Origin of the sequence: Desulfobaculum sp. SPO524 (assembly GCF_044987625.1) — a bacterium.
Taxonomy (GTDB): domain Bacteria; phylum Desulfobacterota; class Desulfovibrionia; order Desulfovibrionales; family Desulfovibrionaceae; genus Desulfobaculum.
Map to the genome: position 1 here is coordinate 1 of NZ_JBJDSB010000006.1, position 22,548 is coordinate 22,548.

General features: G+C 60.0%; 20 protein-coding genes, 1 tRNA gene and 1 riboswitch. Of the genes, 5 read left to right on the plus strand and 16 right to left on the minus strand.

Annotated elements, in window-relative coordinates; genetic code table 11:
• Positions 1–664: 664 nt before the first annotated feature.
• Positions 665–1,243: a TetR/AcrR family transcriptional regulator gene (locus tag ACI3L3_RS15450; RefSeq protein WP_404846204.1), complete on the minus strand. Its 579-nt coding sequence runs from the start codon at positions 1,241–1,243 to the stop codon at positions 665–667.
• Positions 1,244–2,273: 1,030 nt separating this feature from the next.
• Positions 2,274–3,665, minus strand: a complete 1,392-nt coding sequence (asnS, locus tag ACI3L3_RS15455) for an asparagine--tRNA ligase (RefSeq protein ID WP_404846054.1) — start codon at positions 3,663–3,665, stop codon at positions 2,274–2,276.
• A 229-nt stretch (positions 3,666–3,894) separates the two neighbouring features.
• On the opposite strand from asnS, the gene ftsY reads away from it, so the two are divergent.
• Positions 3,895–5,406, plus strand: coding sequence for a signal recognition particle-docking protein FtsY (gene ftsY / locus ACI3L3_RS15460; RefSeq protein ID WP_404846055.1), 1,512 nt, complete (start codon positions 3,895–3,897; stop codon positions 5,404–5,406).
• A gap of 138 nt (positions 5,407–5,544) precedes the next feature.
• Here the strand turns inward: ftsY and ACI3L3_RS15465 are convergent, their stop codons facing one another.
• The 3 genes from ACI3L3_RS15465 to ACI3L3_RS15475 form a co-directional block, all read right to left on the minus strand.
• Entirely contained in the window at positions 5,545–7,701 is a 2,157-nt protein-coding gene (locus ACI3L3_RS15465) for a methyl-accepting chemotaxis protein (RefSeq protein WP_404846056.1), read from the minus strand.
• Positions 7,702–7,822: 121 nt separating this feature from the next.
• A complete protein-coding gene (locus ACI3L3_RS15470) occupies positions 7,823–9,271 on the minus strand; it encodes a response regulator (RefSeq protein WP_404846057.1) in 1,449 nt (482 codons plus the stop codon).
• Positions 9,268–10,653 (minus strand): sensor histidine kinase, encoded by a 1,386-nt coding sequence (locus tag ACI3L3_RS15475; protein WP_404846058.1) that lies wholly within the window; start codon positions 10,651–10,653, stop codon positions 9,268–9,270. Before ACI3L3_RS15475 ends, ACI3L3_RS15470 begins: the two co-directional genes overlap by 4 nt.
• 199 nt (positions 10,654–10,852) lie before the next feature.
• Positions 10,853–10,932: riboswitch (cyclic di-GMP riboswitch) on the plus strand.
• A 127-nt stretch (positions 10,933–11,059) separates the two neighbouring features.
• Here ACI3L3_RS15475 and ACI3L3_RS15480 point away from each other — a divergent pair.
• Positions 11,060–11,563 (plus strand): chemotaxis protein CheX, encoded by a 504-nt coding sequence (locus tag ACI3L3_RS15480; RefSeq protein ID WP_404846059.1) that lies wholly within the window; start codon positions 11,060–11,062, stop codon positions 11,561–11,563.
• Between the two features lie 360 nt (positions 11,564–11,923).
• Here ACI3L3_RS15480 and ACI3L3_RS15485 read toward each other — a convergent pair whose 3' ends face one another.
• The 5 genes from ACI3L3_RS15485 to ACI3L3_RS15505 form a co-directional block, all read right to left on the minus strand.
• A complete protein-coding gene (locus tag ACI3L3_RS15485) occupies positions 11,924–12,649 on the minus strand; it encodes an MgtC/SapB family protein (RefSeq protein ID WP_404846060.1) in 726 nt (241 codons plus the stop codon).
• Between the two features lie 197 nt (positions 12,650–12,846).
• A complete protein-coding gene (locus ACI3L3_RS15490; RefSeq protein WP_404846061.1) occupies positions 12,847–13,578 on the minus strand; it encodes a M48 family metallopeptidase in 732 nt (243 codons plus the stop codon).
• A gap of 236 nt (positions 13,579–13,814) precedes the next feature.
• Positions 13,815–14,309, minus strand: coding sequence for a YchJ family protein (locus ACI3L3_RS15495; protein WP_404846062.1), 495 nt, complete (start codon positions 14,307–14,309; stop codon positions 13,815–13,817).
• Positions 14,306–14,575: a hypothetical protein gene (locus ACI3L3_RS15500; RefSeq protein WP_404846063.1), complete on the minus strand. Its 270-nt coding sequence runs from the start codon at positions 14,573–14,575 to the stop codon at positions 14,306–14,308. Before ACI3L3_RS15500 ends, ACI3L3_RS15495 begins: the two co-directional genes overlap by 4 nt.
• A 38-nt stretch (positions 14,576–14,613) precedes the next feature.
• Positions 14,614–15,033: a NifB/NifX family molybdenum-iron cluster-binding protein gene (locus ACI3L3_RS15505; protein ID WP_404846064.1), complete on the minus strand. Its 420-nt coding sequence runs from the start codon at positions 15,031–15,033 to the stop codon at positions 14,614–14,616.
• Positions 15,034–15,105: 72 nt separating this feature from the next.
• On the opposite strand from ACI3L3_RS15505, the gene arfB reads away from it, so the two are divergent.
• Positions 15,106–15,525: an alternative ribosome rescue aminoacyl-tRNA hydrolase ArfB gene (gene arfB / locus ACI3L3_RS15510; protein ID WP_404846065.1), complete on the plus strand. Its 420-nt coding sequence runs from the start codon at positions 15,106–15,108 to the stop codon at positions 15,523–15,525.
• Positions 15,526–15,841: 316 nt separating this feature from the next.
• Here arfB and pheS read toward each other — a convergent pair whose 3' ends face one another.
• The 6 genes from pheS to ACI3L3_RS15540 form a co-directional block, all read right to left on the minus strand.
• Complete coding sequence (pheS, locus tag ACI3L3_RS15515; RefSeq protein ID WP_404846066.1) at positions 15,842–16,894, minus strand: phenylalanine--tRNA ligase subunit alpha; 1,053 nt, start codon at positions 16,892–16,894, stop codon at positions 15,842–15,844.
• A gap of 2 nt (positions 16,895–16,896) precedes the next feature.
• Positions 16,897–17,250, minus strand: a complete 354-nt coding sequence (gene rplT / locus ACI3L3_RS15520) for a 50S ribosomal protein L20 (protein ID WP_404846067.1) — start codon at positions 17,248–17,250, stop codon at positions 16,897–16,899.
• A 93-nt stretch (positions 17,251–17,343) separates the two neighbouring features.
• A complete protein-coding gene (gene rpmI, locus ACI3L3_RS15525; RefSeq protein WP_404846068.1) occupies positions 17,344–17,544 on the minus strand; it encodes a 50S ribosomal protein L35 in 201 nt (66 codons plus the stop codon).
• 131 nt (positions 17,545–17,675) lie between these two features.
• Positions 17,676–18,203 carry a translation initiation factor IF-3 gene (gene infC / locus ACI3L3_RS15530; protein ID WP_404846205.1) on the minus strand — a complete coding sequence of 176 codons (528 nt, stop codon included), beginning with the start codon at positions 18,201–18,203 and terminating at the stop codon, positions 17,676–17,678.
• Positions 18,172–20,121: a threonine--tRNA ligase gene (gene thrS, locus ACI3L3_RS15535; RefSeq protein ID WP_404846069.1), complete on the minus strand. Its 1,950-nt coding sequence runs from the start codon at positions 20,119–20,121 to the stop codon at positions 18,172–18,174. Before thrS ends, infC begins: the two co-directional genes overlap by 32 nt.
• 150 nt (positions 20,122–20,271) lie before the next feature.
• Positions 20,272–20,346 (minus strand) — tRNA-Val (locus tag ACI3L3_RS15540).
• Positions 20,347–20,694: 348 nt separating this feature from the next.
• Between ACI3L3_RS15540 and ACI3L3_RS15545 the strand changes: the two genes are divergently transcribed.
• Positions 20,695–21,381 (plus strand): glycosyl transferase family 2, encoded by a 687-nt coding sequence (locus ACI3L3_RS15545; protein WP_404846070.1) that lies wholly within the window; start codon positions 20,695–20,697, stop codon positions 21,379–21,381.
• A 589-nt stretch (positions 21,382–21,970) separates the two neighbouring features.
• Positions 21,971–22,246, plus strand: a complete 276-nt coding sequence (locus ACI3L3_RS15550) for a hypothetical protein (RefSeq protein ID WP_404846071.1) — start codon at positions 21,971–21,973, stop codon at positions 22,244–22,246.
• Positions 22,247–22,548: the final 302 nt, after the last annotated feature.

Below are 22,548 nucleotides of genomic sequence, written 5' to 3' on the forward strand. Positions count from 1 at the left end.
ACACCCCGCATCGCGGGAACCCGCATGAATGCTCGGTTTGCGCTTTCGCGCAGGAAGAGAGGGAAGACGCCTCCGGCGGGTTAAGGGAATGATTCCCTTAACAATCCCCAGGTTTTCGGGCCAGAAGCTGGCCCGAAAAAGGGTTTGGGTGGGTGATTCGCAGCAAAGTCACTCCGCGAAACCATCCCGCCCGCCCATATACTATAGAATGGGCCTCACCCTCTTCACGCTTCCCGTCTCCACTCAAACAGGGATCCTCACCGCCCATCCGGGCCACCAACGCCCCCCAAAAAACTCTCTTCCATCCACAATCGCGGGAGCACCACAGGGGTGACGACAGTACCCGCCAAAGGAAGCCGGTCTGTGCGCAAACGGGATATCTAAGGGCCCGCGGCCCTTAGACCGCCGGAGACAAACAAAAAGCCCTGCAGCCCCACCACTCGCCCCCCCACCACTCGCTCCTCCCGCACCTTTCCCGCCATCCTCGTACCACTTCCCATGTTGCCTCACTCGTCTCACCTCATCTCCCCTCCCCTACACACATTCCTCCGCCCGCCCCCACGACCCCACGCGCACACCTCTCCACAGGCCAAGGCATCGCCATAGAAAAAGCCCCGCTACCGGTGTTGGCAGCGGGGCTGAAAAGCGTTTTGGGGCCGCGGGCTTATTGGGGCTTGGCGGCGATGCTTCTGGTGACGAACTGATAGATGTCGTCGTACATGGTATCGGGATAATAGGGGGTCAGCAGGCGGGTACGTACGCCGCCGACGAGGTTGCACTGGATGGCGGTAGAGGTCTCCTCGATGGGGAGGTCGCGAATGGTGCCGTCTTTGACGCCGCGTTCGACGCTTGCCTTGAGGGTTTCGAGCACTTCGGTGAACTTGTGCTCCATCTCTTGCCTGTCGTCTCTGGTTTTGACGTCACTGTATGGCGAACAGCGAATGAGCACGAGGAAGTGCTCGTTGGGATCGATGGAAAACTCGAAATATTTGTGAACGAAGCGCTGCACGGCGTCGAGACCGTTCTCGGCGGGTGCGACGGCTTCGTTGAGCTGATCGACGAGGTGATGGAGAACGTCCATACCTGCGGCGATGAAGAGTTTTTCCTTGTTCCCGTAGTGATGGGTCAACAGTCCCAGCGCAACGCCGGCTTTCTCCGAGATTTTCTTAAACGTTGTCTCGGAATACCCGTACACACCGAAGAGTTCTTTGGCTGCTTCCAGCAAGAGTTCTTTTTTCGTCATGGTCACTACCGCGTGCTCCCTTAATGCTCTCTACCCTTGGCGCGGCAAGTGCTGCGCCTCTCCCCCAGCCTCTGACAGGGGCGTGCTCTTAGGGGAAAACCTGTTAAACGTTATGCACCAAACCGTCAATATCCCCAAGGCAGAAGACCGCCCTTACAGCCCCCGCGCTGACAAAAGACAAACCCCCTTGGACAAGGGGGTTTGCAGAGGAGGTGTTACTCAACACGATATAAAAACGCCCAAGGAAGTTTGAGCTTGAAGCCGAAAATTAGCGGTGTGATGAAATGCGTACATGCTGTGTACCGTGCGTGCTGGCTGGCGCTTTGCGCCGCGGCATTCTTGGGAGTGCAGTCAAGCCGGAGCGGTGAAGCAACCGCCCCGGCGGACTGTCTGTGCACTCAACCAATTCTCATGGTCACTGCCGGAACACCCGCATGTCCATAGCGGGCAGCAACGGATTATCGTTCAACCTCTGCCACTTGTCGCCTGTTCCCATAAGGAAACCATGTTCCGGCAAATATTGTGAAGCACGTGCGTGCGTCATTTCAATCATCGTGTCAGTGGGCGTTGATTGAACACACAACCAACTGACAATTCCTTTTTACGACCAGTCCCTGCATCCTGTCAAGCGTCTTTCTTCACAAGACTCGGTGATGGGCGCAAAAACGCTCGTTGCTGCTTCAATCGAACTGAAGTCCATGTTACTGTGCACAGGAAAGGAGGGGGAACTCATGCCGTGGGATCCAAAACAGCCAGACCGACGCAAAGGGGAACGTCGCCAAGACGACGATAGAAGACGCAACATACAAGACCGACGGTCCATTGCGGACCCGCTTGATATTGTGGAACGCCGCCGTAACGAACGCCGCAGCGAGGATGACCGGCGAAGTGGCGAGGACCGGCGCAAGGACGATATGAGCTAAAGCACAAGGCTGGTCAGCCCCGGCTGCTTCAACACGCGCAAAAAGCAGCGCCCCGATGGTCGACATCGGGGCGCTGTTGTTCTCTGACGCGGGGCGGCCCGCCGGAATTAGAATTCGAGATGCTTGGGCGTACGGGGGCAAGGGATGACGTCGCGGATGTTGGAAACGCCGGTCACCATCATGAGCAACCGTTCGAAGCCCATGCCGAAGCCTGCGTGGGGCACGGAGCCAAAGCGGCGCAGGTCCATATACCACCAGTAATCCTCTTCGGTGAGGCCAAGCTCCTCGATGCGCTTCTTGAGGACGTCGAGGCGTTCCTCACGCTGGCTGCCGCCGATAAGCTCGCCAACTCTGGGCACAAGGATGTCCATGGCGGCGACGGTCTTGCCGTCGTCATTCATGCGCATGTAGAAGGCCTTAATGTCCTTGGGATAGTCGTAGACGATGACGGGACGCTTGAAGTGCTCGTCAGTGAGAAAGCGCTCGTGCTCGGTCTGCAGGTCCACGCCCCACTCTACGGGATATTCAAAGCGGCTTTTGCCCTTCTTGGTCTTGGCATTCTTTTTCAGAATCTCAATGGCCTCGGTGTAGGGCAGACGCACGAACTCGTTGTTCTCGATGGAGTCGAGGGTCTCGGTGAGGCCCTTGTCCACCCACTTGGCGAAGAGTTCGAGGTCTTCGGCGCAGTGCTTGCGCAGGTGGCCGACCACGCTCTTGATAAAGGCTTCGCCAAGGTCCATGTCGTCGGACAGGTCGGCGAAGGCCATTTCCGGCTCAACCATCCAAAACTCAGCGGCGTGCCGGGGCGTGTTGGAATTTTCGGCGCGGAAGGTGGGGCCGAAGGTGTACACATCGCCCAGGGAGGTGGCGAAGATTTCCGCGGTCAACTGGCCGGACACGGTGAGGGCGGCTTCCTGCCCGAAGAAGTCATTCTCGGGGGCTTTGGCCTCGGTGCTGGCGGGGTCGAGGGTGGTCACGCGGAACATTTCGCCTGCGCCCTCGCAGTCGGAGCCGGTGATGATGGGCGAATGCACGTAGGCAAAGCCGTTGTCGTGAAAAAATTTATGAATGGCGTAGGACGCCTCGGAGCGGATGCGGAAGATAGCGCCAAACTTATTGGTTCGCGGACGCAGGTGCGCGATGGAGCGCAAAAATTCATCGGAGTGGCGCTTCTTCTGCAGGGGGAAGGTTTCGGGGTCGGCCTCGCCGACAACCTTGATGCCGGCGGCGCGCACTTCCCACTTCTGGCCCTTGCCGGGGGATTCCACAAGGGAACCTTCCACAGCAATGGAGGCGCCGGTGGTGACCTTATCAATGGCGTCCCAGCCGGGAATACCCTCGTCAGCAATGACCTGAATGTTCATGAGGCAGGATCCATCGTTAAGCTCGATGAAGGCAAACCCCTTATTTTCCCGCTTGGTACGGACCCAGCCCTTGACCACAATGTTCTCTACCGGCGCTGTAGCTTCCAGCGCCTGACGGACGCGAAGGCGATTCATCTGCATCTCCTGACAACTGTTCTCTCTAATGGTATGCCCAAGCCTCGCACTTGACGGAATCCGGCATCTGGGCAAAGTAACCCGGACCGACCACACGCCATGGCCGAGCACGTCCTATTAATGACTTGGCCGACGGCTACGCTGTATACGATTTTTTCATGAACCGCCACATCAGGGCGCTGCGCGAGTTGTCGCCTCCGCCACGCGTCATCACAAAGGGGACTCCGATATGGGCTTCTTCTCCAAGCTGAAATTCTGGGAAAAAGACAAGAAAAACGAGGCGGATACCGCGCCGGAACATTCTGCAGAAGACGCCGCCGTCCAGCAGATGCCTGCGGAAGAGCCCGCGCCCGCGGAGCCTGCGTCACCCGCGCAGACTGCTGACAAGACGCCCACCGCGCCCCAGCCCGAGGCCGCCGCGCCCGAAACGACTGCCCCTGCGCAGACGGATGAGGAACCCGCGCCAGAAGCCCCCGCTCCCACACCGGCCAAGGCGCCCGCGCCGGAGGCCCTTGCCCCCGAGGAAACTCCTCTGCGCGCCGAAGAGCCATGGCAGCAGGAACTCACCCTCAAACTGCGCGAGGCCGAACCCCGCCTGTCCGAATGGCTGACGCTTGTCCTTGAGGGCGTTTCGGAAAAAAGCCCGGAACTGTGGACGCGCCTGCGCTTTTTGTTCCGCGCCCTTGGCGCGCCGGAGGCCGAGGCCGACGACTTTATCCAGCGCTTCGACAGCTGGCTGGATATGATGGAATACGAAATGGTGGAGGACTTCCGCTCGGAGCTCCAATACCGCCTGGCCCTTGCGCTGGACCTTGAGGACGAAGAGGACGAGCGCAGCCGCCTGTTCCTGAAGCTGTCCGAAGGCCTTGAAAAGACCAAAGAAAAAATCTCCCGCCAGATCGAGGGCCTGCTGTCCAGCCACGACACCATGGACGACGCCTTCTGGGAAGAGCTGGAAGAAATCCTCATCATGGCGGACGTGGGCTACGAGGCCACCACCCAGCTCGTGGAAAACCTGCGCGAGCGCGTGCGCAAGGCCGGAACCACCGACCCGTCGGACTTTAAGGCCCTGATGCGCGAGGAACTGGAAGAGGTCTTCAAGACCGAGCGCCGCATCTCCGCCGTGAATCCGCCCGAGGTTGTGCTGATGATTGGCGTCAACGGTGCGGGCAAGACCACCACCATCGCCAAGCTGGCGCACCGTGCGCAGATGCAGGGTAAAAAAGTGCTGGTGGCGGCTGGCGACACCTTCCGCGCCGCCGCGCTGGAGCAGCTGGAAGTCTGGGCCGGACGCGTTGGCGCGGGCTTCTACGGCAAGGGCGAAGGCGCGGACCCCGCAGCCGTGGCCTACGAGGCCGTCGATATTGCCATCCGCGACGGCTACGACATGATTTTTGTGGATACGGCGGGCCGCCTGCACACCAAGGTGGACCTGATGGACGAACTGAACAAAATCTACAAGGTGCTGGGCAAAAAGCACCCCGGTGCGCCCCACCGCAGCATTCTCGTTCTCGACGCCACAACCGGTCAGAATGCCCTGTCGCAGGTGAAGCTGTTCTCCGAGTCCTGCGGCATTGATGAAATTGTCCTGACCAAGCTGGACGGCACGGCCAAGGGCGGCGTTGTTGTCGCCATTGCCCTGCAGTACGGCGTGCCCATTACCTTTATAGGCCTTGGGGAAAAGATGGAGGACCTGCGCCCCTTCAACGGGCAGGACTTCGCCACCGCCCTCTTGGGCTAACCCCCTCGCCCCAACCGACCATCATGCGCCCCTGCCATGCGGGGGCGCTTTTTTTTGGCAAGGCAACCCTGCCACGCAAAACGCAAAACGGCCCGGCGCAGAGTGCGCCGGGCCGTCGTCATGTCGTGCCGGAGCCTGTTAGGAGTTCTTGAGCTCCTCGATGAGGTTTTGCAATTCCTCGGCGAGGTGGGCCAATTCGGTCACGGCCTGAGCGGACTGGTTCATGGCCTCGGCGGTTTCCGTGGCGATGCGGTTGACCTCGTCCGTGCTGCGATTGATTTCCTCAGACGCAGCGGATTGCTCCTCACTTGCCGTGGCGATGGCCCGCACCTGGTCGGCGGTCTCCTCAACAATCCCCACGATGACGCGCAGGGTATCGCCGGCCTTCTTGGCGAGTTCCGTGGTGGTCGCCACAGTCTCGGCCGTGGAGTTCATCCCCTTGATATTGTTCTGCGTGCCTTCCTGAATGGCGGACACGGCGTCGCCCACTTCCTTGGTGGCGGCCATGGTCTTTTCCGCCAGCTTGCGGACCTCGTCCGCGACAACGGCGAACCCGCGGCCAGCTTCGCCAGCGCGCGCGGCCTCAATGGCTGCGTTCAGGGCGAGAAGGTTGGTCTGGTCCGCAATGTCGGTGATGACGTTCATAACCTTGCCGATGTCTTCGGCCTGCGTGCCCAGCTCGTTGAGGCCTTCCACCATCTGTTCGGCTTCGCCCTGCAGGCGGTCGATGCTGGTGACAACCTCGTCCACCACGCGTCCGCCCTCTTCGGCGTTGCGTCTGGCGTCCTCGGCGCTTTCTGCGGTCTTGCCTGCGTTGCTGGCGACCTCCAGCACCGATGCGTTCATCTGCTCCATGGCGGTTGCGGCCTCGGTGGTCCGCTCGCGCTGCTGCTCGGAGCCGCGGCTGGATTCCTCAATCTGCGACGCTAGCTCTTCAGAAGCGGAGGTGACGCGGCTGACAATGTCCGACAGTTGGCTGGCCGCCTGCAACATGCCCTCGCGCTTTGCGCTTTCGGCCTGCTTCCGGGCTTCTTCGGCCTCCTGCAGGGCCACATTGGCCTTGGCGCTCTGCTCTTCGGCCATTTCCGTCTTCTCGTCGGCGGTCTTGATGAGGTCCGTCAGGTTCTCCACCATGCGGGCCAAAGCGTTGAACAGTGTCAGCAGTTCGCCGCCAAAGCCCCGGGCATCGGGCATGGAGTCAAAGTGCCCGGCGGAGATATCCTCTGCCGCATTCACAAGCAGACCGATGGGCTTGGAGATGCTGCGCGCCACAAAGAGCACGATGAGCACCACGAGGGCGACCGCGCCAAGGGAAAGGAACGCGCTCAGCACCATAAAGGCCCGCACATCGGCAAAGACCTTATCCGTCGGCAGCGCAAGGCCGATGGACCACGGCGTGCTTACGCCTGCGATATTGATCGGTTCGAAGAGGTATTCATATTCCTCCCCGTCCAGCGGAGAATCGAGGTGCTTGACCCAGCGCTCGCCGTTTTTGATGGCGGCCAGCAGTTCGGCGTGGACCTCTTCCGGGAAGACCTCGGTGATGCTCTTGTTGCCGAACTTGGGATCCTTGTGCCCCACCAGCTTACCGCCGTTGGACACAACCATGGCGTAACCGGTGCCAAAGGGCTTGATATCCTCCACCATGCGCTGGAACGCGCCGATGGTAAAATCAATGCCGACAATGCCGATGAAGGTGCCGTTCTTGATCATGGGTACACTGATTGTGGCCAAAATTTCATCAACAACGGTGGTGGTGTAGGGTTCGGTCAACACCGGACGGCGGGAGTCGCGCGGTCCCTTGTACCACGCGCGCGTTTCGCCGGGGTTGTACTGGATGAGGTCCTCGGCTGCGATGCCGCCGTCCTTGCGGTAGAAATACGGTCCGTAACGGCCGTCCGGGCCGTACCACGGACGCACGCCGATATACTCGGCATCGCGGCCGTCCAGGGCATTGGGTTCAAACACTGCCTGAATGCCGTAGAATGTGGGATCGGAGAGGGTGACCTTTTTTTGCACCTCGTCCACGATGTCACGGCTCACTGCATCCTTGTGTTCGGTCATGGCGATAAAGGCGGCGGCTGTTGCGGCGGAAGCATCCAGCGCCTTTTCGATGTTGTTCTTCACCTGATTGCCGTAGCGTGCAGCCATCTGTTGCGCCATGGACATGGCACTTTCCTCGGCCATGGTCTGCGTGCGCTGCTGCACCACAAAGGTATACACGGCAAGGATAAGAATCATGGCCGAACAAATGCTCACGCCAATCTTCAAGCCAATCTTCATGTTCCTGAACATGCACGCCTCCAGCGCTGGATGTCTGTATAAAAAAAGATGAGGTATAGGTGAATATACCTCATCCACGGGACTTTTCACAAGTAGTGATATAATTTGGAACAAGATTGGCCGACTTTACTATTTATTTCGGCTCATTGCGTTCCGGGAGGGTGCGGGGAAGGGAAATGGTAAAGATGACGGTGCCATTTTGCTGTTCGAAGGATAAATGCCCGCCAAGATTCTTTAAATTGCGAAAACTGACGGCCAAACTCTGGGAGCCTTCCTCGCCATCGAAGGGCAGGAGCAGAAGTTCATTCTTTTTGGCAAGTTCCGCGCCGCCGGGGGCCGTTACCGTGAACACCACAGCCACATGCCCTGCAATGTCGCGGGTGGCAACATCCAGCGTACCTTTGTGCGACACCGCGCTTTGAATGTGATTCAAGACGTTCACAAAGGTTTCGGTGAGGATGTCTGCATCGGAATTAATGACGGCGAGGTCATTATCCAGATTGGTGGTAACGTCCAGCCGCTCCTTGGCGGAAGACCCGGACAGCCGGTCCAGACAAAAGGTGAGCAGCGCGTTCACTGAGCACATCTTGCTTTTGACCGGCACGGGCGCAAGGTAGGAGCTGATGCGGTTCATGAGTTCCTCAATGCGCTGGGTCTCGCTGAGGATGACCTCCACCTCGTCCATGTCCGGGTGCTTTTTGGCCAGCATCCGGGCAAAGCCGCCAAGTGCCATAAGCGGGTTGCGGATTTCGTGGGCGAGCTCGTGGGCGATGGCGCCAAGGGTGTTCAGCTTCTCCCGCTGGATGAGCACCTTGTCCAGAAACTGGCGCTCTGTGACATCGGTGATGAGGCCTTGCACGCGGGGGCCGAGTTCGGCGTCGTCGTCCGTCTCAATGGAATGGGCGTGCAGATAAAGCTGGTAACCATCCTTATGCTCAAAACGGAAATCCTGCGTAAAGCTCCCGGTCTCAAAGGCCTGCTGCAACGCGGCAAGCAGGGCCTCGCGGTCCTCTTCGGCGGCGTTATCCACCAGCCAGCGCGGCGCGCCCGTGGCCTCGGCAGGCGTATAGCCCAGAACGTTTTCGCAGGTGGCGTTGATAAAATCCAGCGTCAGGTCCGGCGTCAGGGAAAAAATGATGATGGGCAGATTTTGAATAAGATGCTGGTAGCGGTTTTGGGCGCGGCGCACTTCCTCGCGCAGGTCCTTGCGCTCCATGCAGTTGCGGATGGTCTGCTCAAGGATGTCGAAATTGATGATGGGCTTGGTGATATAATCCCACGCCCCGGCCTTGAAGGCGCTAATGGCGTCGCTGATGTCCGCTTTGGCGGAGACGATAATCACCGGGGTATCCGGCGTATGCTCCTGAATGCGTTCCAGCACCTCCAGCCCGTTCATCCCCGGCAGTCCCATATCCAGCAGCACCAGGTCCGGCAATTCGCGCTTAAAGACCTCCACGCCGCTTGGGCCGTCTTCGGCCTCCAGCATTTCGTAGCCGCTGTCGCCCAGCCAATCCACGATGGACTCGCGCACACGCATTTCATCTTCCACACTCAGGATGCGGACAACGCGCCGTTCGGTCATGACCCTGCCTCCTCAGTTCGCGCCGGAACAGGGAGCACCACCACAAAGGTGTTCAGCCCGTCGTCATGCTCGTACCACACCTTGCCGCCGTGCAGCTCCACAATCTGCCGCACAAAATACAGCCCGTGCCCCGTGCCCGCCTGCTCGGTGGAATTTTGCCCGCGGTAGCCTGCTTCAAACAGCTGTGCGGAGTCTGCCTCCGCCACGGGATTGCCCGACGACCCGACACGGAAGCACACGCCGTCGGCGTCCGCACCAAAGGCTTCGGAAACATGGCGCCACCCCACCACAAGGCGCTTCCCGGTCCCGTCCACCTCCTCGGCATATTTGGCGGCGTTGGAGAACAGATTGGAAAACACCTGCGCCATCAGGCCAACGTCCACCTGAAGATGCAGCGCCTCGTCCGGCGCGTCCCGCTCGCCCTGCTCCACTCGGATGGCGTTCTCGCGGAACCGCCCGGCATTTTGGGCAAGCTGCGGGTCAATAATCATGGATGGCAAGTGGCAGGTCCGGCGCTCCAGCACATAGTGCCCTTTTTCAAAGTGGCTCTGGCGCAGCAACGTTTCCAGATAGAGGCTGGTCTGCTCATAGTGGCGGGCAATTTCGTCGTACTGGTCCAACAGGTTCTGATGCACCTTGTGCAGCTCGTCGCTGTCGCCGCACTCCGGCACCACCAGTTCGCCCAGTTCGTCAATGCGTCGCCGCAAGCGGTTAAAATACAGCTTAAAGTACATGTTCGGCACAATGACGTTGTGCCCGATGTCCTTCACCAAGTTACGGATGAACTGCAAATGGTCGTGGTTGGCGCCATGAATCATGCGCAGGTGCTGCTGAAAACCGATGCGGTTCGCAAACTTTTCCAAAAAAAGTTGGTCCTGGGGCGTGAGTTTGCCCTTGGGGTCCACCTCCAGATAGCCGATGACGTCATCCTTGGGGGCAAAGGGCAATTGGTCGATAAAGCGGCGGTTGCCCCGGATGGGGGCGCAGAACCGCCCCTGCAAGCAGGAAGGGACAGATGGCAGGTGATTTGTGGACCGGCAGACGGCGTCCTCCTGCGGCATGGTGGAGTAGGCGCACTCCAGCTCCGAGGACGGCGTCAGCAAAAACAGCGCCGCGTCAAAGCCGAGGATGACCTTGGGCACCATCACGCACACGGCGTGGAAGTCCTCCTCGGATTCAAACTCCTGCACAAGGTCAAAAAAAATATTCAGGGTCCGGCTTTGGGCGGGCGGGAACTCATAGCGGCGGTAGTCCTCCACTTTTTGGAGCACCCGCATCCGTATGTGGTCCTCCAGCGCCGCGCCCGAAAGACGGCCCCCGCACGCGGGGGCATCGGCGCGGTCTTCGGCGGGCGCGTGGTCGTTCTTGTGCTTGTCGGCCATGGCGTATCCGATTCGTTGGGGAGTGCTCACGCAAGTCGCGTATACTACGACGCTCCCGCATTGTGGCACATTAAACCGAAAATTCAAGCACCTTTCGCGAAGCCGATGTGGCAAAAGGGATATGTGCGCCCACAAAATCTGCATACATCACTATAAAAGGGTTGACTCCCATAGAGGATTATATCTAGTTTCCATCTTCATCATGTAAAGCCAAACCCGTTGCGAGACGGGGACGGAAAGCCACGGGACTCGTGCCAACGAGTAAGCCGGGTTGCTGCAAGCGGCCAGTCGCGCACTGGTCCCGTCCCTTCGTACGGCCTGCAGGCCGTTTTTTTTGTGGAGCGTCGCTGGTGACGGGCAGGGTACAGGAAAGAGACCGGAAAGGTCCGGCCGAAGAGAGGATCAGATGTCCCGAATCGACGTGAATGTCGTCAACCCGTTTCTGACGGGCGTGCAGGATGTGCTTGGCACCATGGCGCGCGTCACCGCCCAGCCCGGGCGCCCGTACATCAAGCGCGACCACACAGCGCGCGGCACTGTTACTGGCCTTATCGACCTCAAGGGCGACAAGCCCGGAACCATCGCCGTCACATTTTGCGAGCGCGCGGCCTGCGAAATCGCCGGGCGTATGCTGGGCGAGCGCTTCGAAGTGCTCAACGCCGATGTCTGCGACGCCGTGGGCGAAATCACGAACATGATTTCCGGTCAAGCCCGTCAGGGTCTGGCCGCAAACGGCAGCAACTACAAGGCGGGCATCCCCTCCATCCTGCGCGGCTCGGACCACATCATCCAGCATTGTAGCGACGGCCCCATCCTTGCCCTGGCCTTTACCACCATGTTTGGCGAGGTCACGGTTGAAGTCTGCTTTGGCGAACGGCTGGAAGCCTGCATGTCCAACCCAAGGAACTAACCTCCGCTTCGGGCAACCGCTCACAGGCCCCCGCTCTTTGGCCGCCGCACCGCACATTCGCCAGCACCCGCTTTCCGCAGTCGCTCCCTTTTTCTCTTCTCCTCGCGCCTTCTCCGCCTCCGTCCCACCAGACGCTCCGCGCTACGGCGCGCCGCGTAGCCGCGCTCTTTGCCCCTGCGCGGCAGGATGCCCCATGCCCGGCGTCTGCCGAGGTGCGTCTTTCAGTCCCCGCCGGGTCAAGACCGAGCAGCCAGCCCACAGCGCCACCACGAAAAAACACGCCCACCGCAGCCGTATCGGCGCGGTGGGCGTGTTTTTCTACAGCATACGCTGTGGCGGGGCAGCGCCTGTGTGGGACCGCTATGGCACGTCGGCCTCTTCCCACGACACAGCCTCCAGCCCTTCCAGCTGGAGCAGGTCCCCCAAAATTTGGGCGCGCGGAATGTCGTCCTTGGACATCAGCCGCAAGCGGTAGGTGGTCAGCCCGTCCTTCACATTCTTTTGCAGATTCACGGTGTGGATTTGCACGCCGTGCATCTCAAGGACGTTGCGGATGTGCTTGAGCGTGGTCACCGGGCAATGGCACGAGACCGTCAGCAGGGAAAATAGATCGTGGGGGATGGTGCGCGTCAGCTTATGCCCAATGCCCGACAACAGGCTCAGGCTCACCAGCGTGACCATCACCGCGGGCGAATAGAACCCCGCGCCGCAGCACAGGCCAATGCCCGTCACCATCCACAGGCTGGCGGCCGTGGTCAGCCCGCGGACCGTGCCGCGTCCTTTGATGATGGCCCCCGCGCCCAGAAAACCCATACTCGCAATGGCGTAGGACGCAATGCGCGACGGGTCCAGACGCACGACACTGGCCTGCGTCAGATGGCGGTACATGACCTCCATCTCCACGGACAGCTGCATCATCAGGCACGCGCCAAGGGCCACGAGAATATTGGTGCGGAAGCCCGCAGCCTGCCCGTGGGCCTCACGTTCCCATCCGATGGCCCCGCCAAGAATGACGGCCAGCACGATTTTGCCGAACTGTTCGCCCAGATTCATCACGTCCGGCGTCAACAGACCAAGAACATCCATAAACTCTACTCCACCTCGAATTCCGCGGCGCAATGCGCAGTGTCACCATCTTGTAACATACCACTATTCCACGCAGAGCCAAAGCGCAAGCTCGCCCGCCCCGCCAGAGCGCGGCGCCCCTAGGCGCGCGGGCAATTCTCCGAGGCGAGGCCCATATGGTTCACGGCGCAAGGCCAGCGCGCCATCACAAGCCAAGCTTAGGACAGCCACAAGGGAACAGAAGCATTGGCCGCATTCAGCGCGCGGTCCAGCTCATACCAGCGGGGTTCATAGCGGGCCACAAGGGCCCAGAAATTTTGGGAATGGTTCATGTGCCGGGTATGGCACAGCTCATGGATAAGCACATACCGTGCAAGCTCACGCGGGAGGAACAGCAGGGTCCAGTTCAGGCTGATGGTGCCGCGCACGGAACAGCTTCCCCACCGTGTGCGCTGGCCGCGCACCTGCGCGCGCTCAAAAGGCAGACCAAGCTCGGCTGAGAGTTCGCGCAACCACGGCACCAGTACGGCGCGGCCACGGGCCTGCAGCCAGCGGCGCACAGCGGCGCGGGCGCCCTCGTTGCCGTCGCGCCCCGTGGTGACAAGCAGCCGTCCCGGTCCGCTTTGCCGCACGCGCGAGGTTGGCGCCTCCCGCTCCACAAACTCCAGCCGCCACGTTTCATCCACTGCGCAAAGATGCAAGGCATCCGGCGTGGCAACAGGCGCGCCGGGCACAATGCCCCGCCGCTCCAGCCGCGCAAAAGTCTGGCGAAGCCAGTCGGCCTTGTCAGCCACAATGCCCGGCACGCGCGAGGTATCAAAACCGCGCGGCACAACAATCTCAAGGCCCCTGCGCGGCGTCACACGCAGAATAACGCGCTTGGCGCGGGCACTCTCTCGGACCGTATAGTCCGGCAGCGGCGTGGGGGATGGCGTTTGAGATTTGGGCATGGCGACGTCGTAGGGTTGCCGTTGGCGGCGTAGGGGAAAGAGGCCATCTCAGGCAGACGGCGTGAAAGGCAAAAAAGCGAAAAGCCTCAAAGGGGTGCGCTCTTCTGGCGCGACGTTCCTGCAGGCGAAAGAGGAAACCGTGTCAACCACGAACGGCTCCCGCCCCGGGCGCGGGCAACGCAGGCATGCGCCGCCCGAAAACCGCCCGGTGGGAATATATATTGCGTCAGGACCGCCTAGCGGCCACAGCACTTCTTGAATTTTTTGCCGCTGCCGCAGGGGCACGGGTCGTTGCGGCCAACTTTGGGTTCCTCACGGCGCACCGTGGGATTGCCGCGCACGCGGCCGTCGGTGTACACCCAGTTGCCGTCCTCGCGCTCAAAAAAGCTGAGTTCGGTGTGCTCGTGGCGCACGCCGCCCTGCTCGTAGGTGGCGGTGAATTCCACTTCGCCGATGTTGTCATCCGGGCCGCCGTCCTTGGTGGAATGGACGGTCAGCCCCACCCAGGTGCTGGTCTCCGCCCATTCTCGCACGGCCTCGGGGTCGTGGTGGGGGCGCTTTTTTGCGCACAGGGTGTCGTACAGATAGTCCAGCGCGCCGTTACAGTAGGCGCTGTAGCGGGCGCGCATCAGCGCCTCGGCAGTGGCGGGAACTTCAGCGCCGATGATATACGGCTCACAGCAGGCAGCAAAGCCCTTTCCCGACCCGCAGGGGCAATTGGTCTGACTCATTCGGTGGTTCCTTTTTCGCCCGCCTGCCCGGCCTGAAAGGCCGCCGCGGTTTCCGCAGCCAGCGCTTCCATGCCGTCCTTTTCAAGCGGGGCGACATCTGTAAGAAAAGCTATGATAAATCGTACGCCATCACTGGAGAGTGACACCTTGGTCTCGGTGGTGTACGCCGCCAAGGCGGCCTCCAAGTGTTCGACGTAGGCGGCAAGAGATGCTACCTGCGCATCGAAGGACACCTCAAGACGAAAAAACGCCAACGCGGCGTCCATGGGAAATCGCTGTATGGCTACATGCGGTCCGTCAGACACTATTCCCCCAGCGGACGCAGGGTAGGTGCTTCGTGCCCGTGATGGCAGGCGTGGCCGTCTTCGTCGTGATGGTCGCAAATTTCGGCGTTGTCCTCGACTTCGCCAGCCAGCCACTTGGCCACAATGTCCTCAACGGAGCCATCGCAACCACGCAGTACCTGTATGCCGACACCGGCCAGCTTGTCCACTGCGCCCTGGCCCATGTTGCCAGCCAGCATCACGGTGACGCCGTCGGCAGCCAGCAGGTCAGCAACGTTGGACTTGCAGCCGCAGCCCTCGGGAGCGTCCACACGCGTTGTGGCGCTCACAGCCTTGGCGGCCTCGTCCACGGTCACAACCGTAAAATATTCGCAGTGGCCAAAGTGGCTGTCCACAACGGCAACATTGTCGACGGTCTTGGTCGGAAGCGCTATTTTCATGTGTCATCTCCTGATAGTCATGAAGGTGTAAGGCCCCTTTGGGCCTGCATAAGGGATAAAGGTAGATATGCAATGCTCAAAGTCAACAACAATTGCCAGATTTCCGATGGGGAAATAGGATTTGAAACCTCGCGGTCCGGCGGTCCCGGCGGACAGCACGTCAACAAAGTGGAAACCCGCGTCACTGCCGTCTTTGACGTAGCGGCCTCCGAAAGCCTGACCACGGACCAAAAGGCGCGCATTATGACGCGCCTCGGCTCGCGCCTCGACAGCCGGGGCGTGCTGCGCGTCAGTGTCAGCGACACCCGCAGCCAACAGCGCAACAAGGCCCTCGCTCTCGAACGCCTTGCTGAAATCCTGCGCGACGCCCTTGTCACCCAAAAGAAACGCCGCAACACCCGCCCCACCCTCGCCTCACGCCGCCGCCGGGTGGACAGCAAGAAAAAACGCGGCGCCATAAAAAAACTACGCCGGCGGGTGGATTCGGAGTAGAGGGGACGCGCTGCCGCGTGCCGCCTTTCCAGCCAGAGCAGAACAGCCCCGCATTCCGTCCCCTTTTTCCCTCCCCGCGCAACGCGCACGGGCCACGCCAGGGCCAATGCGACCGACCGCAATGTTCGACAGCGCCCGAACTCGTGCTTTCTATACCGCACAGCATAGCGAGCGCTTCCGCCCAGCAACATGAGAAGAGCTTCCGGAGGAATGAGCTGGCACCTCAGGCCCAACCAGCCCTTTCGCGCGCGATAAAAAAGCCCCCGCAACAGCGTTGCGGGGGCTTTGCCAGCGATAGTGTCCGGTCTGTTAGGACCTAGCAGAACTGTCGCAGGAAACGCGTGTCGTTCTCGAAGAACATGCGCAGGTCGCCGATGCCGTGCTTGAGCATGGCGACTCGCTCAATACCGAGACCGAAAGCGAAACCGGTGTAGACTTCGGGGTCGTACCCAACGGCCTTGAAGACCTCGGGGTCGACCATGCCGCAGCCGAGGATTTCAACCCAGCCGGTCTGCTTGCAGACGCGGCAAGGCTCGCCATCGACTTCACCGGTGCCGCCACACATCACACAGCTGATATCTACTTCCGCGCTCGGTTCAGTGAACGGGAAGAAGCTGGGACGGAAGCGCACTTCGGTATCTGTACCGAAAATCTGGCGCACGAACGACGTCAGCGTGCCGCGAAGGTCGGCCATGCTCACGTTGTGGTCCACAAGCAATCCTTCGATCTGGTGGAACATGGGCGTGTGCGTCAGGTCGGAGTCGCGGCGGTAGACCCTGCCGGGCGCGATGACCGCCACGGGCGGCTTGCGCTTCAGCATGGTCCGAACCTGCAACGGCGAGGTATGCGTCCTGAGCAGCACCTGATCCGTGATGTACAGGGTATCCTGCATATCGCGGGCGGGGTGCTCGGGGGGCAAGTTCAGTGCCTCGAAGTTGTAGAAGTCGGTTTCGACTTCGGGGCCGGTGACCACCTCGAATCCCAAGCCGCCGAACACGGAGCAAATATCCTCCATGACGGTGGTAATGGGGTGCAAGGACCCCATCTCGGGAGTGCGGCCGGGCATGGTGGGGTCAAAGGTCGCCATGGCGGCGTCCTCTTTCTCCTGTGCCAGGGCCTTTTCACGGGCGTCAAACAGATCGGTAAGCTCGGTCTTGACCAGATTACCGGTCTTGCCCGCCTCGGGGCGGTCTTCGGCGGAAAGGTCGCGCAGGCCGGCGAGCAATGTCGCCAACTGGCCCTTGCGGCCCAGGAACTTCACACGAAGTTCCTCCAGGGCCTCAGCAGAACCGGCCTGACCAAGCTCGTCCTTAAAGGACGGGATCAGGGCCTTGAGTTCGTCTATGAGCTTCTTTCCTGCGTCAGACATGATTAACCGAGCTTGGCTTTTGCGATCTCTGCCACCTTGGCGAAGGCAGCCTTCTCACGAACGGCGAGGTCGGCCAGAACCTTACGGTTCAGCTCCACACCGGCCAGCTTCAGGCCATGCATGAACTTGCTGTAGGACATGCCGTGCTCGCGGGCAGCGGCATTGATACGCATGATCCACAGCTTGCGGAACTCGCGCTTGCGGACCTTACGGTCGCGGTAAGCGTAAACGAGTGCGCGTTCGACGGTCTCACGGGCGGTGGTGTACAGCGCATGGCGTGCACCACGGTAGCCCTTGGCCATCTTCAAATATTTCTTATGACGTCTCTTGGCGTTAACGCCTCTTTTGACTCTCATCGTTCCTTTCCTCCTTTACCCTACCCCCAAGGTTACCCCGGTACGGCAGGGAGAACGATTTACAGGATGTTGTGTTGTAAAACGGTCGTCAGACTAGTTCAGCGCGGGAACCATGCGCTTCACGGCCTTCTCGTTGGTCGAATCAACGAGAGAGCCCTGACCCAGACGGCGCTTACGCTTGGCGCTCTTCTTGGTCAGAATGTGGCGCAGACCCTGCTTGCGACGGCGGATCTTGCCGGAACCAGTCTTGGTGAAACGCTTGGCAGCGCTTCTGTTGGTCTTGATCTTAGGCATTGTTGTCTCCTTAGCTGTGGAAAGCACACAAACAGCGGTCCCCGCGAGGTGGCAGGAACCGCCGAGCGTTTTCCTATTCCGGACATATCGCATGGCCGACAGGCGGCCGTGGCGTCGTTACGTGCGGAGGATTACGGCTTCTTGGCCAGCGGTGCAACCAGAAGACTCATGACACGGCCTTCGGAGCGGGGCTGCTGCTCGACACGTGCAATGTCGGATACAGCCTCGACCATGCGTTCAAGCATCATGAGACCACGATCCTTGTGCACGATCTCTCGCCCTCGGAAGAACACGGTCACCTTCACACGGTCGCCGGCTTCGAGGAAGCGGCGGACGTGCTTGAGCTTGGTGTTGAAATCATGCTCGTCCGTCTTGGGGCGAACCTTGATTTCCTTGATCTGGACGACGGACTGTTTTTTCCGGGCAGCCTGCAATTTCTTCTGCTGCTCGTACTTATACTTGCCAAAGTCCATGATCTTGCAGACCGGCGGCTTGGCATTAGGTGCCACTTCCACCAGATCCAGCCCAAGTTCTTGGGCCATCCGCAGGGCCTCATCAGTCGGCAAAACACCGGCCTGCTCTCCGTCAGCGCCGATCAACCGCACTTCGCGTGCGCGAATCTGCCTGTTACACCGGGCACGAATAGCTGCTGAAGCTATAGCTCATTCCTCCGCGTTTGAATGGTTCCAGGCTATCTGCCTGAACCATGTTTACAGCCTCCTCCAGGGTCTTGAGCCCCAGATTCTCTCCCCGAAGACGTACATTGACGCCTCCGGACTCTACTTCCTTGTCTCCCACGACAAGAATGTATGGCACCTTTTCAAGCTGCGCTTCGCGCACCTTGTAGCCGAGCTTTTCATTACGCAAATCCGCCTCCACACGAATTCCCCGAGCCTTGAGGAACTTGCGTGCCTCAACGGCGAAATCGTGCTGAGCGTCCGTGACGGTCAGGATGCGGGCTTGCTCCGGCGCGAGCCACGTGGGGAACGCGCCGGCGTAGTGCTCGGTCAGGACACCGATGAAACGCTCCACCGAACCCATGATGGCTCTGTGGACCATGACCGGACGATGTCTCTCACCATCCTCGCCGATGTAAACCATGTCAAATCGTTCTGGCAAGGTGAAATCGACCTGAATTGTAGAACACTGCCATTCACGGCCGAGACAATCGTGCAGTTTCACATCAATCTTAGGCCCGTAGAACGCACCGTCGCCTTCGTTGATTTCATATGGCAGCCCCATGCTGTCCATTGCTTCACTCAGGGCGGTGGTGGCGCGCTCCCAGTCCTCGGCAGAACCGATGGACTTCTCCGGGCGCGTGCTCAGTTCCATAGTGTACTCAAAGTCAAACAGACCCATCAAGTCCTGGATCCACTTCATCACGTCCTTGATCTCGTCCTGAAGCTGGTCGGGACGGCAAATGACGTGCGCATCGTCCTGAGTAAACTGGCGAACACGCAGCAATCCGTGCAGCACGCCGGACTTCTCGTGGCGGTGGACCACGCCGAACTCAAAATAGCGCTTCGGCAGGTCGCGGTAGCTGCGCAGATGGGAGTTGTAGATAAGCATGTGCGCAACACAGTTCATGGGCTTCACGCCGTAGGGCTGGTCGTCGATCTCCGTGAAGTACATGTTCTCACGGTAGTTGTCGTAGTGACCGGAAGCCTCCCACAGTTCCCGCTTCAGGATCTGGGGGGTGCGCACAATATCGTAGTCGCGGCGAAGCATCTCGCGCGAGACGAAGTCTTCAAGGATAGTGCGGAGCAGAGCGCCCTTGGGGTGCCAGTAGGCCATACCCGAGCCGCCACGCTCCTGAAAGCTGAACAGGTCCAACTGGGGACCCAGCTTTCTGTGGTCGCGCTTTTTCGCTTCCTCAATCTGCTTGAGGTACTTTTTCAGGTCCTTCTCGTTCGCAAAGGCGGTGCCGTAGATGCGCTGGAGCATCTTGTTGTTCTCATCGCCTCGCCAGTATGCACCGGCGCAGTTGGTCAGCTTGAAGGCCTTGAGGAAACGTGTGGACGGGATGTGCGGGCCACGGCACAGGTCAACAAAGTCGCCCTGGCTGTAGATGGAAAATTCTTCGCCACCCAGATCATCCATAATCTCGCCCTTATAGGTCTCGCCCATGCCGTCAAAAAGCTCTTTGGCTTCGGCCTTGGGGAGCACCTTGCACGAGAAGGAATGATCCGCGGCAATAATCTTGCGCATCTCGGCCTCGATGGCTTCGAGGTCCTCAGGTGTAAATGCGCGTTCGAAGTCGAAATCGTAATAGAAACCGTTCTCAATGGCGGGACCGATGGTCACCTTCGCGGACGGGAAAAGACGCTTCACGGCCTCGGCCATGATATGGGCCGCGCTGTGGCGGATAACGTCCAGACCTTCGGGGGTGTCATCGTATACAGGAATGAGAGCGGTGTCGGTCTCGGTGAGTTCGTGGCTCAGGTCCAGGGTGACGTCGCCGGACTTGCACGCGACGACTTTTTTGAACTTCTTGCCGGAGAGGGCCTCCTTGAGGGCTTCTCCGCACGTCTTCCCTGCCTGTGCCTCCACTGCCTTGTCGGCAACCAAAACCTGCACGTCACTGCTCCTTTCTTTGGATGGAGTTCCCGCCTACAATGCGGACCACTCCAGATGTTCGGGTTCCCGCCTACAGTGCGGACCACCCATTTTCAGGACACCAATAGCAATAAAGGGAGACCCATAGAGGCCTCCCTTTGTGATTTCGAATGGTAGGCCCGAGCAGATTTGAACTGCTGACCCCTTGCGCGTCAAGCAAGTGCTCTCCCCCTGAGCTACGGGCCTATTCGTGGTTCGTCGTTGCGAACGAGGTACTCTCTACAGAGACGCCACCCCGCCGTCAAGGATATTTTGAAAAAAAGTCGCTTTTTTTGGCCTCTGACAGCGGCTCTTTTCGCCTCGCACGCGCAATGCCCCAATATTACACTCTTTTTCCAAAAGGCGCACCCCCCGGATTTTCCACCCCTCATCACAGCCCCTTGGAATCCCGCCATCTTCTGCCCCGCCTACCGCGTCGACATATCATCGAAGCACAGCGATTCTTCCCAGCATTTGCGCGCACGCCGGGCATCGGCTACCGTGGCGGCATCTCCCGTATCATCAGCACAGTACCAGACCACGAGGCCAGCATCCATGCCGACCATTATCTATACTATAATCACCCCCAGCACCGCAGCGCGCCCCCGCGCCCTTTTCGCCGCCATCGCCAGCGTTGCTCAGGCCCATCAGACCCTCACCGCGACTGACGCCCCCGACGCGCACGTTGAAATGCTCATCGGCTACGACGGCGTCACCGGCCCCCGCGTCGCCCCAGACGGCGCGCCCGCGCCAGACTTCGTCCGCTTCTACGACCTCCCCCACGACGGCGACTACGGCAATGCCATACGCCACACGCTCCTTCGCGCCAGCCGCGGTACGCACGTCATCTTCCTCGACGACGACAACGCCCTGACACCCGACGCCTTGCGCATTCACTACGCGGCCCGTCACGCCGACCTGCACATCGCGCCAATTGACACGTCACGCGCCTTCCCCAATGTCCCCCAACTGCCCGTACACGACCCCGCCAAGCCCCTCGTGCGCCCCACAAACATCGACCCTCTCTGCATCTGCGCCACACGCGACCTCGTCGTTACCCGCTGCGGCGGGTGGACCAGCACAGGCGGCTACGAAGCCGACTACGTCAATATTCTCAAGTACTCCCGCCGCGCACACTCCACCATCGTCTCAGACGCCATCGTCGGCATCTACGACGCCGGAAACGGACTCGACAGCACCGGCGTCAACTGGCGACAAGCCGCCAAAGAGAAGAAAGAGTGAAGAGGGCCTCCGGCGGGTTAAGGAAATAATTTCCTTAACAATCCTTAGGATTTTCGGCGCGGAAGCCGCCCCGAAAATAGGGGGTGGGTGAACGGGGTCTTTCCCTTTCTTCTTACCCACTCAAAACAGGGATTCTCACCGCCCCTCACTCAGCGCCAACGCCCCCCCCAAAAAAAATCTCCCCATTCACACGGACGAGAGCACCACAGGGGTGACGACCGCCCCAGACAAAGGCAACCGGCATGTGCGCACATGGGATTTTTAAGGGCCCACGGCCCTTAAACCGCCGGAGGCTTCCCCTTCTTGCATCAGGTTCTCCCCCAAGCACCCAACAGGGATTCCCACCGCCCCTCACTCAGCCCCATCCGACACGGCCCTTTAGCCTGCGGAGCACAAACAGCCCCGCATCACCCGCCTCGCACGCCCCATACGCCACTCCCTGACCACCAACACACCGCGCGAACGCCCGAAATTTGAGAACAGAGAGGCGCCGCGGGTTTTTTCGGCGGGTATGTCTGGACAATGGTTGCCGGAGGCATTAGTTCTACGTGAAAACAGTCACAAACTCTTAAACGCAAGGAGTCTCGGAATGGATATCGAGAAGGACCGCAAGTGTCCCCATTGCGGCGAAACGCTTCAGCCCTGGATGGGTCCGCCGGAGACCGGCTGGGGTCTCATCTTGGTTTGCAATAATAACAACTGCCCGCACTTCTCCACGTCCAACGACACGGTTGCGGAGTATAATCCGGACTCGAAGCTGGGCTTCCGCTACGCCGAGGATCCCTCGAACGACTACACGTCGTTCAACCTTGCGAGCTACTGCGGGTCGACCTATATGGACATGTGCTCCAAGCAGAATGATTAATTCCACACCGTTATCATCAACAAAAAAGGCCCCGCTTCCGGCGGGGCCTTTTTCTTTGCCCTTTGCCTGAAATTCCTTCTTACACCGCCGCTGCTGGGGAGTGACTCCACATTTTGGAGAATGCTTTACACCCGACTTCACCATGTGAAGCCCTGCCCAAGACATTGATTTTGCGCTGTCTTTCGCCTGTGGATGCGCCAACGCAACAGCCGAAAGCACTTACCTGCCAGCACTTTTCACCTTCTTCACAGTTTGAAGCCGTGTTGACACCCGCTACGCATGACATGGGGCTACCAATATTG

What these genes read in the sequence shown, in the direction of transcription:
- ACI3L3_RS15500 (WP_404846063.1), bottom strand. Translation starts at nt 14,575, where the DNA reads ATGGACGCCGCGTTGGCGTTTTTTCGTCTTGAGGTGTCCTTCGATGCG.
- ACI3L3_RS15450 (WP_404846204.1), bottom strand. Translation starts at nt 1,243, where the DNA reads ATGACGAAAAAAGAACTCTTGCTGGAAGCAGCCAAAGAACTCTTCGGT.
- ACI3L3_RS15545 (WP_404846070.1), top strand. Translation starts at nt 20,695, where the DNA reads ATGCCGACCATTATCTATACTATAATCACCCCCAGCACCGCAGCGCGC.
- ACI3L3_RS15465 (WP_404846056.1), bottom strand. Translation starts at nt 7,701, where the DNA reads ATGTTCAGGAACATGAAGATTGGCTTGAAGATTGGCGTGAGCATTTGT.
- ACI3L3_RS15550 (WP_404846071.1), top strand. Translation starts at nt 21,971, where the DNA reads ATGGATATCGAGAAGGACCGCAAGTGTCCCCATTGCGGCGAAACGCTT.
- ACI3L3_RS15490 (WP_404846061.1), bottom strand. Translation starts at nt 13,578, where the DNA reads ATGCCCAAATCTCAAACGCCATCCCCCACGCCGCTGCCGGACTATACG.
- ACI3L3_RS15475 (WP_404846058.1), bottom strand. Translation starts at nt 10,653, where the DNA reads ATGGCCGACAAGCACAAGAACGACCACGCGCCCGCCGAAGACCGCGCC.
- ACI3L3_RS15495 (WP_404846062.1), bottom strand. Translation starts at nt 14,309, where the DNA reads ATGAGTCAGACCAATTGCCCCTGCGGGTCGGGAAAGGGCTTTGCTGCC.
- rplT (WP_404846067.1), bottom strand. Translation starts at nt 17,250, where the DNA reads ATGAGAGTCAAAAGAGGCGTTAACGCCAAGAGACGTCATAAGAAATAT.
- asnS (WP_404846054.1), bottom strand. Translation starts at nt 3,665, where the DNA reads ATGAATCGCCTTCGCGTCCGTCAGGCGCTGGAAGCTACAGCGCCGGTA.
- pheS (WP_404846066.1), bottom strand. Translation starts at nt 16,894, where the DNA reads ATGTCTGACGCAGGAAAGAAGCTCATAGACGAACTCAAGGCCCTGATC.
- ACI3L3_RS15480 (WP_404846059.1), top strand. Translation starts at nt 11,060, where the DNA reads ATGTCCCGAATCGACGTGAATGTCGTCAACCCGTTTCTGACGGGCGTG.
- rpmI (WP_404846068.1), bottom strand. Translation starts at nt 17,544, where the DNA reads ATGCCTAAGATCAAGACCAACAGAAGCGCTGCCAAGCGTTTCACCAAG.
- arfB (WP_404846065.1), top strand. Translation starts at nt 15,106, where the DNA reads ATGCTCAAAGTCAACAACAATTGCCAGATTTCCGATGGGGAAATAGGA.
- ACI3L3_RS15470 (WP_404846057.1), bottom strand. Translation starts at nt 9,271, where the DNA reads ATGACCGAACGGCGCGTTGTCCGCATCCTGAGTGTGGAAGATGAAATG.
- ACI3L3_RS15505 (WP_404846064.1), bottom strand. Translation starts at nt 15,033, where the DNA reads ATGAAAATAGCGCTTCCGACCAAGACCGTCGACAATGTTGCCGTTGTG.
- ACI3L3_RS15485 (WP_404846060.1), bottom strand. Translation starts at nt 12,649, where the DNA reads ATGGATGTTCTTGGTCTGTTGACGCCGGACGTGATGAATCTGGGCGAA.
- ftsY (WP_404846055.1), top strand. Translation starts at nt 3,895, where the DNA reads ATGGGCTTCTTCTCCAAGCTGAAATTCTGGGAAAAAGACAAGAAAAAC.